Here is a 15,266-nt window from a genome sequence, read left to right on the forward strand (position 1 = left end):
TTATTTATCAATTTTTTAATCTTGGATCAGTGGCATCTCTTAAGCCATCACCAATTAAATTATAACTAATAACAGTAAGAAAAATCATTATTCCAGGGAAAATTGCTAACCACCAAGCAAATGGGGCTGATCTAGATTGATTGAGCATAGAACCCCATGTTACAACAGTGGCAGGTACTCCAAAACCTAAAAATGACAATCCTGATTCAGTTAATATTGCTCCAGCAATTCCGAATGCAACCGAAACCATTACAGGAGCTAATGAATTTGGAAGTACATGCTTTAATATTATCTTGCTCGATTTAAAGCCTAAGGATTTTGCTGCAGTAATATATTCCATACCTCTAACTCTTAATACTTCCCCACGAATTAATCTTGCAATACCCATCCAACCTGTTATACCAAGTATAATCATTACATAAAATATATTTGCTCCTAAGAATGCAACAATAGTAATTATCAAAAAGAATGAAGGGAAATTCAAGAAAAGTTCTATTATTCTAGAAATAATAATGTCCACCCAACCCCCAAAAAAACCTGCTAATGAACCCAAAATTATTCCAATTGTAGCAGCAATTGACATTGATATAAATCCTATAGTTAATGAAATTCTAGCACCATGAATTATCCCAGATAACATATCTCGACCAAGTTGATCGGTTCCTAAATAATGACCAGATTCAAAACTTCCAGGTGTTGCGAAAGAGTTGCCCAAATCAATATCACTTGCTTGATATTTTATTGGTGGGAAAAATGACCAATCATATTTTAAATTCTTCCAGTCAGCATTAACAAGATCACCAGAATATTTCATAATTCCAATATCAACTAAATATTCTTCAATAACAGGAGAATGTATAGAGCCTTTATATGAACAAATCAAAGGTTTATTATTTGCTAAAAAATCTGCAACTATTGCTAGAAAAAACATAACAATAATAAAATATATTGCTAATACTGCTGGATTATTCTTTTTGAATTGACGTTTAACTAAAGATGAATAATTCTGATTTACAGTTTCTGAAGTTATTAAATTATTTGTATCTGATTTATTCTTTTTAGAAAGGAACATTATTTTTTTGAGATAAAATATTAGTTAGCTAAAATAAAAAAAAATTCGAAGCAGTAACAAAATATAGTTATTAATAGATAAGAAAATATTAAGAATCAAAGAATTAAATCTTCATATATTTTATCAGAAATATCTAATTTAAATTCTATTTCAAATCTGTTGATTAGCTATTTAGATTTTAATATTAAAGCTTAATGTTTAAAAATAAAATAAGATGAAATTAATTTTATAAAATAATTTTTGATAGTCTAAATAAAGAAGTTATTTTTGCTACCTCGAAAATCAAATTTATTAGATATGCCAAATCACGTTTCATCGGAGAAAAGAGTAAGACAAACGAAGACAAGAAGAACTCGTAATCGTTTTCAAAGAGTTGCATTACGTAATGCAATCAAAGCATTCACAGTTGCTGAATCTAAAGAAGATTTATTAGTTGCTGAGCAAAAAGCAACTCAACTACTAGATCGTTATGCGAACAAAGGTTTAATTCATAAAAATCTAGCTGCTCGTAAAAAGTCACAAATGGCTCATAGAATATCAGCTATTTAATTTTGTTGAAATTTCTTTAGAATTAGATATTTCAAAAATTTTGCACCCGTAGCTCAATTGGATAGAGCATCTGACTACGGATCAGAAGGTTTGGAGTTCGAGTCTCTACGGGTGTACTAAAATTTTAAAGGATTTCATTTTGTATGAAATCCTTTTTTTTTGCAATAAATATTAACTATTAAGTTTTTAATAACTAAAAATTAGTTTTTCTAACTATATTCATTTTCTTCATTGTTTTTTCAGCAAAATCTAAAATATCATCTAGATCAGTCTGTTCTTTTAAGTAATCTTTATATTCATTAACAGAATCAATAATACTTCTTTTTGGCTGCCATCCTAATTTTTTTAATTTTGAAATATCGGAACATGCATTTCTAGTATCACCAAATCTGTATTCTCCTGGAATATATGGTAAGATATGTTCTTTATCAAATGCTTTAGCAACACAATTACAGAATTCAATTAACGAATAAGCTTTTCCTCCACCAACGCAATAAACCTCATAATTAGTTTTATCATTTTCCAAGACTAATATGTTAGCATCAACAACATCATTAATATTTACAAAGTCTCTTAATTGTAATCCATCTTCGTAAATAGTTGGTGCTTTATCAAAAAAATAACTCAATGAAAAAATCCTACAAGCACCAGAGTAAGCATTATAAAATGATTGCCTAGAGCCTTGAACAATAGAGTACCTAAGGGCTACTGACGGAATCTCATACCTCCTGCCAAAACAAAGTGCTTGTTGTTCTTGTGAAAACTTACTCATTGCGTATGCATTAGGTGGGTTTGCATGATTTTCATTGCACCATAACCATTCAAGTTGATTCCCATTTTCATCACAAATATTCCAATTTCCTTTTTCAAGTTGATTATTTAATCTTAATGTTGGTGAAACAATCAATCCATTCTTATCTTTATATATTCCTTCACCTTGTACAAATTGTGATGAAGCAACTATCACTTTTTTAATATTTAACTTATCTTCAACAATTATTTCATAAATCAAAGCAGTTGAAACTGCATTAACATGAAAAAAAGTTGAGAAGTCAGTTAAATAATCTTGATAAGCAGCAAAATGATAAATAACATCAACACTTTTCATTGCTTTACGTAATGTTTCTTTATCTCTAACATCACCAAGTATGAACTCGATTTCATTGCTTAAATATGTAGGTTTTCCTTTTAGGTGAATTGGTTTTTGTAGGTTATCTAAAACTCTTACTTTATGACCTAATTCAAGTAATCTATCTGAAGTATGAGAGCCAATAAATCCAGCTCCACCTGTTACTAAAATTTGCATTATTAAATTAATTCAAAAAATATATTTTGATAGATTTATTATAAAATTATTTAGTAGTAAAATTAATTTTACAATCTATCATTTGATAAATACCATTCTCATTTTCAAAAATATCACCGTCATTTTTAATTGGAAGTTTCTCACATTTTACTCCTATCCAACCTATAGTTTTTGATGGATTACCAACAACTAAAGCAAAATCCGGAACATCTTTTGTAACAACACTACCAGCTCCAATCATAGAATAAATTCCTAAAGTAACTCCTGCAACTATTGTTGCATTTGCACCAATGGAAGTTCCTTTTTTTACAATTGTTGGAACGTCAGTGCTAAGGTAAACTCTACTTCTAGGGAATAAGTCATTTGTAAAAACACAATTTGGTCCTAAGAAAACATCATCTTCAATAGTTACTCCATGCCAAATGCAAACTCCATTTTTAACAGTAACTCTATTTCCTATAGAAACTCCACTTTCAACAAAAGACCCATCTCCAAAATTACAGTATTCACCAATTTTAACATCTTTCATAATATGAGAAAAAGCCCAAATACGGGTTTCGTTCCCTATTTGAGTTGATTCGCAAAGAGCTTTTTCATGAACAAAAAATGACATAGAAATAAATAGAATTTAAATTAATAATATTAAAAAATACAACCTAATATAAATGATAATTAAACTAAAAAAAGTGTGAAAATTTATCAACACTAGTCAAATTGAAGTAATTTGAAAATTCAATTTAACTAAATGATTAGTTTCGTTCAATTCTAAAAAGATTAAATATTCCAATACTTAAAAAAAACAAATTAGTAATCCAAGCTCCAATAATTGGGATTAAAACTCCGCTATAACATAATGCTTTTGTAACTTCACTAAATACAAGAAACATTGCACTAATTAAAGCTCCAATACCAATTTGCATTGCAGCTCCACTTTTTCTTTGATTTGATGAGAATGGGATTCCAAAAAAAGCTACAATAAATGGAGCAAAAGAAAATGAAATTCTACTATAATATTCTACTAAAAGTTTGATAACATCCCTTCCTCCAGATTTTTCATTTTCAATTCTTTCATTCAATTCAGTTAAAGTTAACTCAGTCTCTTTATACTGTGATAAATCTAATTTACTAGGTTCTACTTTTAAAAATGGAATTAATTTTTCTGAAAAACTAGTAGAATAAATTTTTAATGGATCGGATAAATTCCTTGAAACTCCATTAATTAAAATCCATGATTTTTTTAAAGAATCATATTTAATTTCATCAGCATCTATTCTTTCAACAATTAGTAAAGGGTTATATTTTACTTTTGGATCAAATAAATTTAAATTAACATTTTTAAATTTTTCGACTGAAACATTTCTACCAATATTTTGATTTGGATTAAATGATTCAAAAATTATTGAAGTGTTGGCTGAAACTCTCATTGAAATATTTGTTTGGGTACCTAACATATTTCTGCCAAGATATTCTCTATCTATAGTAAATCTTTGTTTGTTAGTTAAAGGAACTAACCATCCATTAAAATAAGTCATAACAAAACTTAGTATTAAACTAAATAATAACACTGGTAAAACAATTCTAGGTATGCTTCTTCCTCCAGCTCTTATGGCAGTTAGCTCGTGGGTAGAATCCAATTTACCAATTGTAAATAAACCTGCAATTAAAACCGAAATAGGGATTACTAAATGAATTATATCAGGAATATAATTTAGATAATATTTGAATATAATATTTATTCCTGCATTATGATCAAAAAAATTGTCAAGGTTTTCAATTAAATCGACAGTAATGTATATTATTAAAAAAGCTAATATTGCAAAGAAAAAAGTGTTAGCAAATTGTTTGAGAATATATCTATCTATTATCACGTTTAATAATTCAATTTGTTAATAAAATATTTTATTTTGTAAATTTGTAAAAATCTAATAAAACTAAAACACAATTTATTAAAATTAATTCTCTACAATGAATAAAATTATTTTTATACTATCATTTTCAATATTAATTACCTCTTGTGGTAAACAAAATGGAATCCCTTCAACTACTCAAAAGGAAGTAGTAAAAACCGAACAAGAAAAGAAAGAAGAAGCAATTGCAAATCCATATTCAAACACCAGCAATGCTCCAGATAATAGCACACAAGCGGATGTCAAGAAAGGTGATATTGCAGTTCCAATGTCAAATGGAAAGTCCAGACCTCATCCAGCAGGTGATATTGCAAGCTTTTCAAAACTTTCTGATATGATGTCTCATATGTTAATACCTTTTGAAAATGCATCTAAAGCAATGAAAGAAGGTAAAGATCCTAATGCAGCAAAAGCTGTTGAAATGATGGGGATTGATATAAATTTAATATCTGAAAGAATTCAAGGGATGTATTCAAGAATGACTGAACCAGAGAAAAAATTATATGATGAGTTAAAAGTTAAGTTTGATGCAATTAAATCTTCAAATGAAGTCAAAAAGTAAATATAAAATAATAAATAATCCTTCAATAATTACTATTGAAGGATTATTTTTATTTAAGATCTTTTATAGAATCTTTTAAATAATCTAGTGAACTATAATTAGTAATTCGTGTATGTATTGGTGTAATTGAAATGTAACCATCTCTTAAAGCAATATCATCAGAATTCTCATCACCTTCTAATATATAATTTCCAGTTAGCCAATAATATTCCCTTCCAAGTGGATCTATTCTTTTTTCATAAGTATCATTCCAATATGAATCACCTTGAGTTGTAATTTTAAACCCTTTAATATCTAACTCTGAAATTGCAGGTACATTTACATTTAATAATGTTTTGATTGGGAATGGATTATCAATAAAATGACTAACTAATTTTGATGCAATCTTTGCAGCATATTCAAAATCAGCATTCTCCAAAACTGAGTCAAGAGAAATTGCCATAGATGGGATTCTTAACATTGTACCTTCAGTTGCAGCTGAAACAGTACCAGAGTACATTATAGAATTTGCAGTATTTCTACCATGATTAATTCCACTCAATATAAAATCTGGTTTGAAACCAATTATTTTAGATAAAGCCAATTTAACACAATCAGATGGTGTTCCATTTACTGAATAGCCAAAATGTGAACCATTTTTGTTAAAATTACTACATCTTAGTGTATTTGAAATTGTAATAGCATGACCAACTGCTGATTGTTGATTATCTGGTGCAACAACTTCTACATTATAGTATTTTCTTAATTCAGTTACCAAACAATAAATTCCATTAGAATCTATTCCATCATCATTACTTACAAGTATATTCATAAAATTAAATTTATTTAACAAAGAAATATTTAAAAAAATTAAAAAAAATTAAACTAAAAAAACTATAATTATCTTCTAAAAATAAATTATATAAATTTAACAATGAGTACAATCAATACCTTAATTATCTATCTTCAATAATTTACTTTAGAACTAATAGAAATTATTGTTTATTTGAACATAAACAATTTTATTAAGATATCATTAATAAGAGTATTTACGATACTTCTAAACAATTGTAGATCAAATAATTTTGGTACTAAATTAAAATAATTATTGGATAAAATCAAAAAGAATGAAACCAAGTTTTCAAGTTATTTCAAGGATTTAGCAATACTAATCGATTATAGGAGTATTATTCATGATTAGATTTTAGTATAAAAAATTATTCAATTTTAGTTAATATTCAAACAAATTAAAATTTAATTTTTAAATAAATTATCTCAAATTTAATTTCTAAAACAGTATTCATACTTAATTAATTATCTTTGTATCTAAATTTTAATAAATGCCTTTTAATAAAATAAAAGCTAGATTAGCTTTAGAAAACGGAACAATATTTTCTGGTTATGGTTTTGGAGCTATTTCAGAAAATTCAGAAGGGGAAGTTGTTTTCAATACTTCAATTACTGGTTATCAAGAAATACTAACAGATCCAAGTTATACTGGGCAAATAGTAACAATGACCTATCCTCATATTGGAAACGTTGGTGTAAATCAATTTGATGTTGAGTCTCATAAAATGTATGCTTCTGGTATGATTGTTAAAGAGATTTCAAGAATTCGTTCAAATTGGAGAAGTGAATTTTCTATTCAAGAGTATTTTGAAAAGTATAATGTATTGGGAATTGAAGGTATTGATACTAGAATGCTTACTAAGATTTTAAGAAGTGAAGGCTCAATGCGTGGAATTATTACTTGTTCAAGTATATCAGATGAAGAATTGATTTTCAATACTAAGCAAGTTAGAGATATGAATGGATTAGATTTAGTAAGTGAAGTGTCTTGTAAAAAAATCTTTTCTTTTGAACCAAAAGATAAAAGTGGTTATAAAATAGATAATTTAAAAGGATTCGTTCCCTTAAAGAAATTTAAAGTAGTTGTATTGGATTTCGGTGTAAAATTTAATATTCTTGAAAGGCTTAGTAATTATGGTTGTGATTTGATTATTGTTCCATCAAATACTTCTTCAAGTGATATTTTGGAATTAAATCCAGATGGAATATTCTTATCAAACGGACCCGGCGACCCAGATGCAGTAAAGTATGCTATTGAAACTATAAAAGAACTAATTGGGAAAAAACCAATTTTCGGTATTTGTTTGGGGCATCAATTAATTTCGCTTGCATTAGGTGGAAGAACATTTAAGATGAAATTTGGTCACAGAGGTTCAAATCATCCTGTACAGAATTTAAAAAATAATACAAATGAAATAACTTCTCAGAATCATGGATTTGCTGTTGATATAAATTCATTAGATAATTTAAAAGTTGATATAACTCACATTAATTTAAACGATATGACTGTTGAAGGATTAAGGCATATTGAAAAAAAATTATTTTGTGTTCAATATCACCCAGAGGCAGGACCTGGACCTCACGATTCAGATTATTTGTTTAAAGAATTTATTGAGTTAATGAATAATTAATAATTTTAATTTTATTAAAAAATTGGTTCCGTAGTTCAGCTGGACAGAACGCAAGTTTCCTAAACTTGATGCCACAGGTTCGAGTCCTGTCGGGACCACATATAAGTTAATTGAAAGAAATTTAAATTAACTATTATTTAACAGAAGCTCGCATTTATGCGGGCTTCTTCTGTTTTAATGTAAAAGATGATTTATTTAGATTAACTTAACTTAAGTTAATTTGGTACCTTATTTGGCAATTATTTATATTAGATAAGATATTAGTGCCAAATTTATGAAATACAATGATAGGTTTTATATTAAAACTCCTAATATTGAACACTCAGTTATATACTTTGATGTTAAATTTTTTTCAAACAGATTAAAATTTTCAACAGATTATAAAATTAGTACATATCATTAAGTCGTTTCTAAGCAAACTGTTAAAACTAATTCTAACAATAAATCTTATTTCATTGCTGGAGATATAAATTCAAGATAGGGGGTCTGAAACATTGTCAAAGCCTAAGAAACAGTCATCATATTGTATATTTTGAGAAAATAAGATAGTTGAATTGAATAAACATATTATAAACATGAAAAGTATGGTTATCAAACAAATATTTAAGTTAAAATCAAATTTTATTTTTAGATATTTTAGATTTATTTTTCATGTTGTAAAGAAATGTAATTTTATTTTTATTATATTTTAAATAATTACAGAACAAAATTAGATATTAGAAACATATTTGGATTCAAGTATTATTCTAAAAAAGTTATATTTAATTATTATATTACAAACGGCTTATAAAGTATATTTACAAGCCGTTTGTGTTTGTTCTGATTGCTTGATAATTATTTATTTAGCAAGTATTACTTTGTGAATAACTTTTTTGTCTTCAGTTATTAAATGTAAGAAATAAACTCCATTAGGTAAGTTAGCACATTTTAAATCAAATTTATATTCTCCTTCAGTTATAAATTTACTATACAATTCTTCTCTCATAAATTTACCGTTTTCATCGTATAGCATTATTTCTGTAATACTTCTTGTTGGCATAGTAAACTCAATTGTGGTGCTTGATTTGAATGGATTTGGCGTAACTTTTACTGCTAATATTTTAGTTTCAGATACTTCAGAAATTTTGAAAAATGGTGCTGGTAATTTACCAACTGGAGCTACTAAATCTGACACTAAAAATCTGTTCGGATATGCTACAGTATCACCTGGTAAATCAGTTGATGTAAGCCTCAAACAAAGTTTGTAATCTCCTGGTGGAAACTTCATTCCAAAATTAACAACTGTATCAAAAGATTTTTTGGTGTATGATATCGTAAATGAATCTATTATTTTCAAACTTCCTCCTACTATTGTTTTATCATATAATTCTACATAAACAGTTAAATTTTTTCCAGTTGGGGATGTACCAAAATAACTTCCATTTATTGAGTATCCAATATTTGTTGAATCTGATGTATAAAAAAGTTTTGTGGACATTAAATTTTGTACATCTGAAATTGTATTTGATGGAGTATTTGGAATATGCCTCTTACTCATTATAACACGGCATAAAATCAAGATATATCTAAATATTATGTACTCCTGTTGGGGGACCACATTGTATTAGCTATTAAGCGGTTTACAGAGGAAGCTGAGTCACATTATGTGTCATTCATTTATGAAATCAGCTTTTTATATTTGAATTAAATTTAGACTAAATGTGATCTAAATAATTTCCCTTGCTAATCTAAATTTCTTATAGGGTTTGAATTCAAAACTTTTTTTTATAATTTTAAAAAAGAAAATATTATACTTTCAAAATGTTTAGAAACCTATCTTAGATTTTTAGGCATTAAATTATATCCTACATCTTCTAATTCTTCAAGCATTTTATCGTTTAATTTATTAAGTAAATATGTCTTAGCTGGTAATTTTGATTTTATTTTTGGTATGCTAATTAACCTGTTTTTTTTGTAGTCAAATTTATTCCAGTTAGCCTCATATATACCAGTTAATAAATTATAGCTCGAAGTTCCTGAACCATCATGAGTAGCATTTCCATATTGAATATTATTGAACCCAATTAATTGAACTTGTTTTAAAGTAGTGCTAAACCTATATTTCAATATATTTTCACCTCTCATAAATTGAACATGAATTATAAGAATATTTCCTTTATTACTTAAAGTAGTTTCTTCTCCACCTAGAGTTAGTTTTTCAGTTATAAATTGCTTATTGTTTTGGCTTGATAACGAATATGAAAAATTATAACCATTTTCAGAATTTGTAATTTTTACAAAATCAAGTATATTATCATTTTCAAAATCTAACTTTAAATCAAGTTGTGAAAATGCTGTAGAATTTAAGATAATTATGAAAAATAAAAAGATTGTTTTCATGTTACTTGGTTTAAGTTTAAAATTATTTTTTTAAATGTAAATTTAAAAATAATGTTAAGTTTTAAAAAGAAAATATTATTCTTGAAGAAACATTTTGTATTAATTTACTATAGTTAATTTTATCTATTGAGAATAAATTGATATTACTATTAACTTTTTATAAAGTAAATATATTTTTGGTTGGAATAATTTAATATGATAAATACTTGTGAAATAGCACTTCCTATAAATTTAGCAAATGATTCTTTACACCATAAAGTTATTGCATCAAAGTTATTATCAATCTCGGTTGATAGTATTACATCATTAAAAATTCTAAAAAGATCAATTGATGCTCGCTCTAAAATTATTTTAATACGATTAAAAGTAGAAGTGACTTTTAATGAACTAGCCAAAATTGAAATTGAAAATAGAACTAAATATTTCGATGTAAATTTAAATAAAAGAGTGATAATTGTAGGATCAGGTCCTGCTGGTCTTTTTTGTGCATTAAAGCTAATAGAATATGGTATCAAACCTATAATAATTGAAAGAGGAAAAGATGTAAGAGCAAGAAGATTTGATTTAGCAGCAATTAACAAAAAAGGAATTGTAAATAATGATTCTAATTATTGTTTTGGGGAAGGTGGTGCTGGAACTTATTCTGATGGAAAACTTTATACTAGATCCACAAAACGAGGGAATGTAAATGAAATTTTATCTGTCTTAGTTCAACATGGAGCAAGTCAAGATATTCTTATAGATGCACATCCGCACATAGGATCAAACATACTTCCAAAAGTTGTAAATGAAATAAGAAATACAATAATAGAATATGGTGGGGAATTCCATTTTAATGAAAGAGTTATTGATTTTATAATTGATAATAATATCATAAAAGGGGCAATTACAAATTCTGGAAATGAGTATATAGGTGATTTTTTAGTTTTAGCTGTTGGACATTCATCAAGAGATATATTTAAACTGTTGAATGATAAAAATATCTTAATCGAACCAAAGCCATTTGCATTAGGGGTTAGAATTGAACATCCTCAGAGTATAATTGATAGTGTTCAATATCATTGTGAAACTCGAGATGATTTATTACCTCCAGCATCTTACAGCATGAATGCACAGAGTAATGGTAGGGGTGTTTTTTCTTTTTGTATGTGTCCTGGAGGGTTTATTGTTCCATCAGCAACTGCAAAAAATGAGTTGGTTGTTAATGGTATGTCGTTGTCAAATAGAGGTTCAAAATTTGCAAATTCAGGAGTTGTAGTTTCAGTTGAAATGAATGATTTAATACCTTACAAAGTTTATGGAAATTTATCTGCTTTGCAATTTCAAAAAGAGGTTGAAGAAAAATCTGATATGTTTGGTGGTGGTTTGCAAGTTGCACCAGCACAAAGATTGATGGATTTTATTGAAGGAAAAACTTCTACAAATATGCCAGATTGCAGTTATAAGCCTGGTATTAATTCTATAAATTTGAAAAATGTATTACCTAATTTTATACATAGTAGATTAGTTGATGGAATAAAACAATTTGGAAAAAAAATGAAAAGTTACTTAACAAATGAGGCTGTAATATTATCGACTGAATCAAGAACTAGTTCTCCAGTTAAAATTCCAAGAGATAAGGAATTATTAAATCATTTGGTTATTTTAAATTTATTCCCATGTGGAGAGGGTGCAGGTTATGCTGGTGGTATTGTTTCTGCAGCTATTGATGGAGTTAGGGTTGCTGAACAAATCAATAATAGAAAATTTAGTTAAGGAAACTTTTAAGAATTAATACTATGAAATATGAAAGTAAATTTCAGGGTTTAGCTTCAAATATTATATTTAGAAAAAGAGTTTTTAAAAATATGCTTTTTGCAATATTTTTATTACTTATATCTTTGGGTCTTGGAATTTTAGGATATCATTATTTTGCTGACTTAATTTGGATTGATGCACTACATAATGCATCGATGATATTAAGTGGAATGGGACCTGTAGCAGAAATTAAATCTGATATTGGAAAAATCTTCTCCTCTATTTATGCAATTTTTAGTGGTGTAGCATTTATAACAAATATTGGTTTATTATTTGCTCCAATAGTCCATAGGTTTTACCATAAGTTCCATATAAATGAGTAATATCAATTTAATTTAAAATATATGAATACAGTTTATGCTTTAATTTGGAGAACTCCAGATGAAACTTTTAAACAAGAAGAATTTGATATAAGAATTCCAAGATTAATGGAATGGTTAAAATACCTAAAATCAAATGGGCACTTGTTAGCTTGTGGGGGTGGTGGTTTTGAAACTGAATCAGGTGGATTGACAATTATTTCTGCTGATTCTTTGGAACATGCAGAAAAGCTATCTTCTATGTCCCCAATGAATGAAATTGGGAAAACTGAAATATTTATATGGGATACATTTTATTCGAATTATATTTTTCTTGAACATAAAGATAAAATATCATAAAATTAATTTTATTTTTTAATAATGAAAATTGTTATTATTGGAAATGGGGTTGCTGGTGTAACTGCTGCCAGACATATAAGAAAATTAAGTGATAATGAAATTACTATAATATCATCTGAGACTGATCATTTTTTCTCACGAACTGCTTTGATGTATATTTATATGGGTCATCTTACTTACGAACAAACTAAACCTTATGAAGATTTTTTTTGGAAAAAAAATAAAATTGATTTAGTAAAAGGTTATGTTAACAAAATTGATTTTGATTCTAAAAAATTGGAACTTACAAATAGTTCTTCATATAAATATGATGTCTTAATAATTGCAACAGGTAGTAAATCAAATAAATTTGGATGGAGTGGACAAGATTTGGATGGAGTTCAAGGATTGTATAATATTAATGATTTACATCTATTAGAAAATAATACAGTTGGCATAAATCATTCAGTTGTAGTTGGAGGGGGGTTGATTGGTATAGAACTAGTTGAAATGTTACATTCAAGGCATATACCAGTTACATTCATAGTGAGAGAAAATTCATATATGTCAAATTTATTACCAAAAGAAGAAGGGAGTTTAATATATCGACATATTTTAGATCATAAAATTGATATTAGAATGGAGACAGAATTAGATGAGATAATACCAGATGAAAATGGTAAAGTAAGAGGTGTAACATTAAAAAATGGTGAATTCATTGAATGTCAATTTGTTGGTTTAACAGTAGGAGTTTCTCCAAATATAAATTTTCTAATTGACTCAGGAATTAAAATTAACAGAGGTATATTAGTTAATGAATATTTAGAAACAAATATTAAAGATGTATATGCATTAGGTGATTGTGCAGAATTGGATTTTCATCGAGATCATCTTCCAAAAATTGAACAATTATGGTACACAAGTAAAATGCAAGGGGAAACTGTTGCAAAAACAATTTGTGGAAATAGAACAATTTACAACCGTGGAATACTGTTTAATTCTGCAAAATTTTTAGATATAGAATGGCATACTTACGGGCTTGTATTAAATTCTCTACGTGAAAATGAGAATAGTTTATACTGGGAAAACAAAAAGGGAGATAAATGTTTTAGAATTAATTTCTGGGAGCATTCTAAAGTTGTTACTGGAATGAATTGTTTTGGAATAAGGCATAGACACAAAATATGGGAAGATTGGCTGCATAAAAATTATACTATTGAAAAAATATTATCTGAGTTAAAGTCCGCAAATTTTGATCCTGAATTCTTTAAATCATTTGAATCAGAAATTGTAAAATTATATAATCATAACAATACAAATTCTAAAATTGAATTAAAAAAAGTTGGTAGTATTTTTAGTAGAATTTTAAAATAATATTTTCAAAAAAATTATGAAAAATTTCATATTATTTGTATTTCTATTTGTTAGCTTTTTTAAAACAGAAGCAAAAATATGGGAAGTTGGAGAGAACTTAAGTTACAAATCACCAAGTTCAGTAACAAGCCTAGCTCAAATTAATGATACTGTTTATATCCATAAAGGAGTTTATTTGCAAGACGTTTGCAAATGGACTGCCAATAATTTATTATTAAAAGGAGTTGATGAAAGACCAATCTTAAATTCAAATGGTATTTCAAGTGGAGGAAAAGCAATTTGGGTAATTTCTGGTAACAATGTGAGAGTTGAAAATATTGAATTTTCAAATTGTAGGGTTCCAGATAAAAATGGAGCTGGAATTAGAGTTGAAGGAGTGAATATCTCAATTATTAAATGTGGGTTTCATAATAATGAAATGGGGATATTAGCTGGTGATAAAGTTGGTAGTAAAATAACTATAGAACAATGTGAGTTCGGTTACAATGGTTATGGAGATGGATATTCTCATAATGTTTATATTAATCATGTAGATGAATTGATTTTCAGATTTAACTATTCTCACCATTCGAAAACTGGGCATGAGTTAAAAAGTAGAGCACACATAAATAGAATTTATTATAATAGATTGAGTGATGAAAATGATGGAACTGCAAGTAGAAATATAGATCTTCCAAATGGCGGTTTGGCTTATGTAATTGGAAATATTATTGAACAAGGACCTATAAGCGAAAATTCTAATTTGATTGGATATGGTCTAGAAGGTCTTACAAACAACGAACCACATGAATTAATTGTTGTAAATAATACTTTTATAAATAATAAAGGAACTGGAAATTATTTTCAATTAAAGTTTGGAACAATCCATTTTGAATGTATAAATAATATTTTAGCTGGAGGAGGTAATTTTTTTGGAGCAGATCTTCCAGCACTATTAGATTCATCAAATAATATAATTTCAAAAGATATAAATAGTTTACAGTTTTCAAATTCAATTAAATTTAATTTCTCTCTTTTACAATCTTCACCAGCCAATCAAAAAGGAAGAAACTTAAAAGATACTTTGACAAAACCAGAATTTGAATATGTACATCCATCTAAATTTGTCAAAAGAAATATTATAGATTTTGTTTCTATTGGTGCTTATGAAGTTTCTTCAACAACAAGTTTTATAGAAATAAATTTAATTCAAAACTTGTTTCTCCAAATAAGATAAAGTTATA

The 15,266-nt window shown here is 27.2% G+C and carries 15 protein-coding genes and 2 tRNA genes; 10 read left to right on the forward strand and 7 right to left on the reverse strand.

Translation table 11 applies throughout. The features are described 5' to 3' along the window. Nucleotides 1–7 precede the first annotated feature (7 nt). Complete coding sequence (locus tag IPP08_05515; GenBank protein ID QQS67624.1) at nucleotides 8–1,072, reverse strand: ABC transporter permease; 1,065 nt, start codon at nucleotides 1,070–1,072, stop codon at nucleotides 8–10. A 297-nt stretch (nucleotides 1,073–1,369) separates the two neighbouring features. On the opposite strand from IPP08_05515, the gene rpsT reads away from it, so the two are divergent. Together rpsT and IPP08_05525 are read left to right on the forward strand one after the other, a co-directional pair. After that, the gene (gene rpsT / locus IPP08_05520) at nucleotides 1,370–1,621 is read left to right on the forward strand and encodes a 30S ribosomal protein S20 (protein ID QQS67625.1); all 252 of its coding nucleotides are present in this window, start codon (nucleotides 1,370–1,372) and stop codon (nucleotides 1,619–1,621) included. A 42-nt stretch (nucleotides 1,622–1,663) separates the two neighbouring features. Continuing rightward, a tRNA-Arg gene (locus IPP08_05525) sits at nucleotides 1,664–1,737 on the forward strand. 77 nt (nucleotides 1,738–1,814) lie between these two features. Here the strand turns inward: IPP08_05525 and IPP08_05530 are convergent. The 3 genes from IPP08_05530 to IPP08_05540 all read right to left on the reverse strand — a co-directional run bounded on the left by IPP08_05530 (nucleotide 1,815) and on the right by IPP08_05540 (nucleotide 4,795). After that, on the reverse strand, nucleotides 1,815–2,927 hold the full coding sequence (locus tag IPP08_05530) for an SDR family NAD(P)-dependent oxidoreductase (protein QQS67626.1): 1,113 nt from the start codon (nucleotides 2,925–2,927) through the stop codon (nucleotides 1,815–1,817). Nucleotides 2,928–2,973: 46 nt separating this feature from the next. Next, nucleotides 2,974–3,540 carry an N-acetyltransferase gene (locus IPP08_05535; GenBank protein ID QQS67627.1) on the reverse strand — a complete coding sequence of 189 codons (567 nt, stop codon included), beginning with the start codon at nucleotides 3,538–3,540 and terminating at the stop codon, nucleotides 2,974–2,976. Nucleotides 3,541–3,676: 136 nt separating this feature from the next. Next, nucleotides 3,677–4,795, reverse strand: a complete 1,119-nt coding sequence (locus IPP08_05540; GenBank protein QQS67628.1) for an LptF/LptG family permease — start codon at nucleotides 4,793–4,795, stop codon at nucleotides 3,677–3,679. A gap of 97 nt (nucleotides 4,796–4,892) precedes the next feature. Between IPP08_05540 and IPP08_05545 the strand changes: the two genes are divergently transcribed. Then, entirely contained in the window at nucleotides 4,893–5,396 is a 504-nt protein-coding gene (locus tag IPP08_05545; GenBank protein QQS67629.1) for a hypothetical protein, read from the forward strand. A gap of 49 nt (nucleotides 5,397–5,445) precedes the next feature. On the opposite strand, the gene surE is transcribed toward IPP08_05545, so the two are convergent. Beyond that, nucleotides 5,446–6,207, reverse strand: coding sequence for a 5'/3'-nucleotidase SurE (gene surE, locus IPP08_05550; protein ID QQS67630.1), 762 nt, complete (start codon nucleotides 6,205–6,207; stop codon nucleotides 5,446–5,448). 508 nt (nucleotides 6,208–6,715) lie between these two features. Here surE and carA point away from each other — a divergent pair. Together carA and IPP08_05560 are read left to right on the forward strand one after the other, a co-directional pair. Next, a complete protein-coding gene (gene carA, locus IPP08_05555) occupies nucleotides 6,716–7,855 on the forward strand; it encodes a glutamine-hydrolyzing carbamoyl-phosphate synthase small subunit (GenBank protein ID QQS67631.1) in 1,140 nt (379 codons plus the stop codon). A 24-nt stretch (nucleotides 7,856–7,879) separates the two neighbouring features. Further along, nucleotides 7,880–7,953, forward strand: a tRNA-Arg gene (locus tag IPP08_05560). Between the two features lie 740 nt (nucleotides 7,954–8,693). Here IPP08_05560 and IPP08_05565 read toward each other — a convergent pair. Further along, on the reverse strand, nucleotides 8,694–9,392 hold the full coding sequence (locus IPP08_05565) for a T9SS type A sorting domain-containing protein (protein QQS67632.1): 699 nt from the start codon (nucleotides 9,390–9,392) through the stop codon (nucleotides 8,694–8,696). Between the two features lie 275 nt (nucleotides 9,393–9,667). Then, nucleotides 9,668–10,234, reverse strand: a complete 567-nt coding sequence (locus IPP08_05570; protein QQS67633.1) for a hypothetical protein — start codon at nucleotides 10,232–10,234, stop codon at nucleotides 9,668–9,670. A gap of 195 nt (nucleotides 10,235–10,429) precedes the next feature. On the opposite strand from IPP08_05570, the gene IPP08_05575 reads away from it, so the two are divergent. The 5 genes from IPP08_05575 to IPP08_05595 are packed head-to-tail and all read left to right on the forward strand — an operon-like array spanning nucleotide 10,430 to nucleotide 15,259. Further along, nucleotides 10,430–11,989 (forward strand): FAD-dependent monooxygenase, encoded by a 1,560-nt coding sequence (locus tag IPP08_05575; protein ID QQS67634.1) that lies wholly within the window; start codon nucleotides 10,430–10,432, stop codon nucleotides 11,987–11,989. A gap of 23 nt (nucleotides 11,990–12,012) precedes the next feature. After that, a complete protein-coding gene (locus IPP08_05580) occupies nucleotides 12,013–12,354 on the forward strand; it encodes a hypothetical protein (GenBank protein QQS67635.1) in 342 nt (113 codons plus the stop codon). A 21-nt stretch (nucleotides 12,355–12,375) separates the two neighbouring features. Next, complete coding sequence (locus IPP08_05585; protein QQS67636.1) at nucleotides 12,376–12,690, forward strand: hypothetical protein; 315 nt, start codon at nucleotides 12,376–12,378, stop codon at nucleotides 12,688–12,690. A gap of 18 nt (nucleotides 12,691–12,708) precedes the next feature. Next, nucleotides 12,709–14,043, forward strand: coding sequence for an FAD-dependent oxidoreductase (locus IPP08_05590; protein QQS67840.1), 1,335 nt, complete (start codon nucleotides 12,709–12,711; stop codon nucleotides 14,041–14,043). A gap of 16 nt (nucleotides 14,044–14,059) precedes the next feature. Then, on the forward strand, nucleotides 14,060–15,259 hold the full coding sequence (locus IPP08_05595) for a hypothetical protein (protein ID QQS67637.1): 1,200 nt from the start codon (nucleotides 14,060–14,062) through the stop codon (nucleotides 15,257–15,259). Nucleotides 15,260–15,266 lie beyond the last annotated feature (7 nt).

The organism is Chlorobiota bacterium (assembly GCA_016700335.1).
Lineage (GTDB): Bacteria > Bacteroidota > Ignavibacteria > OLB7 > OLB7.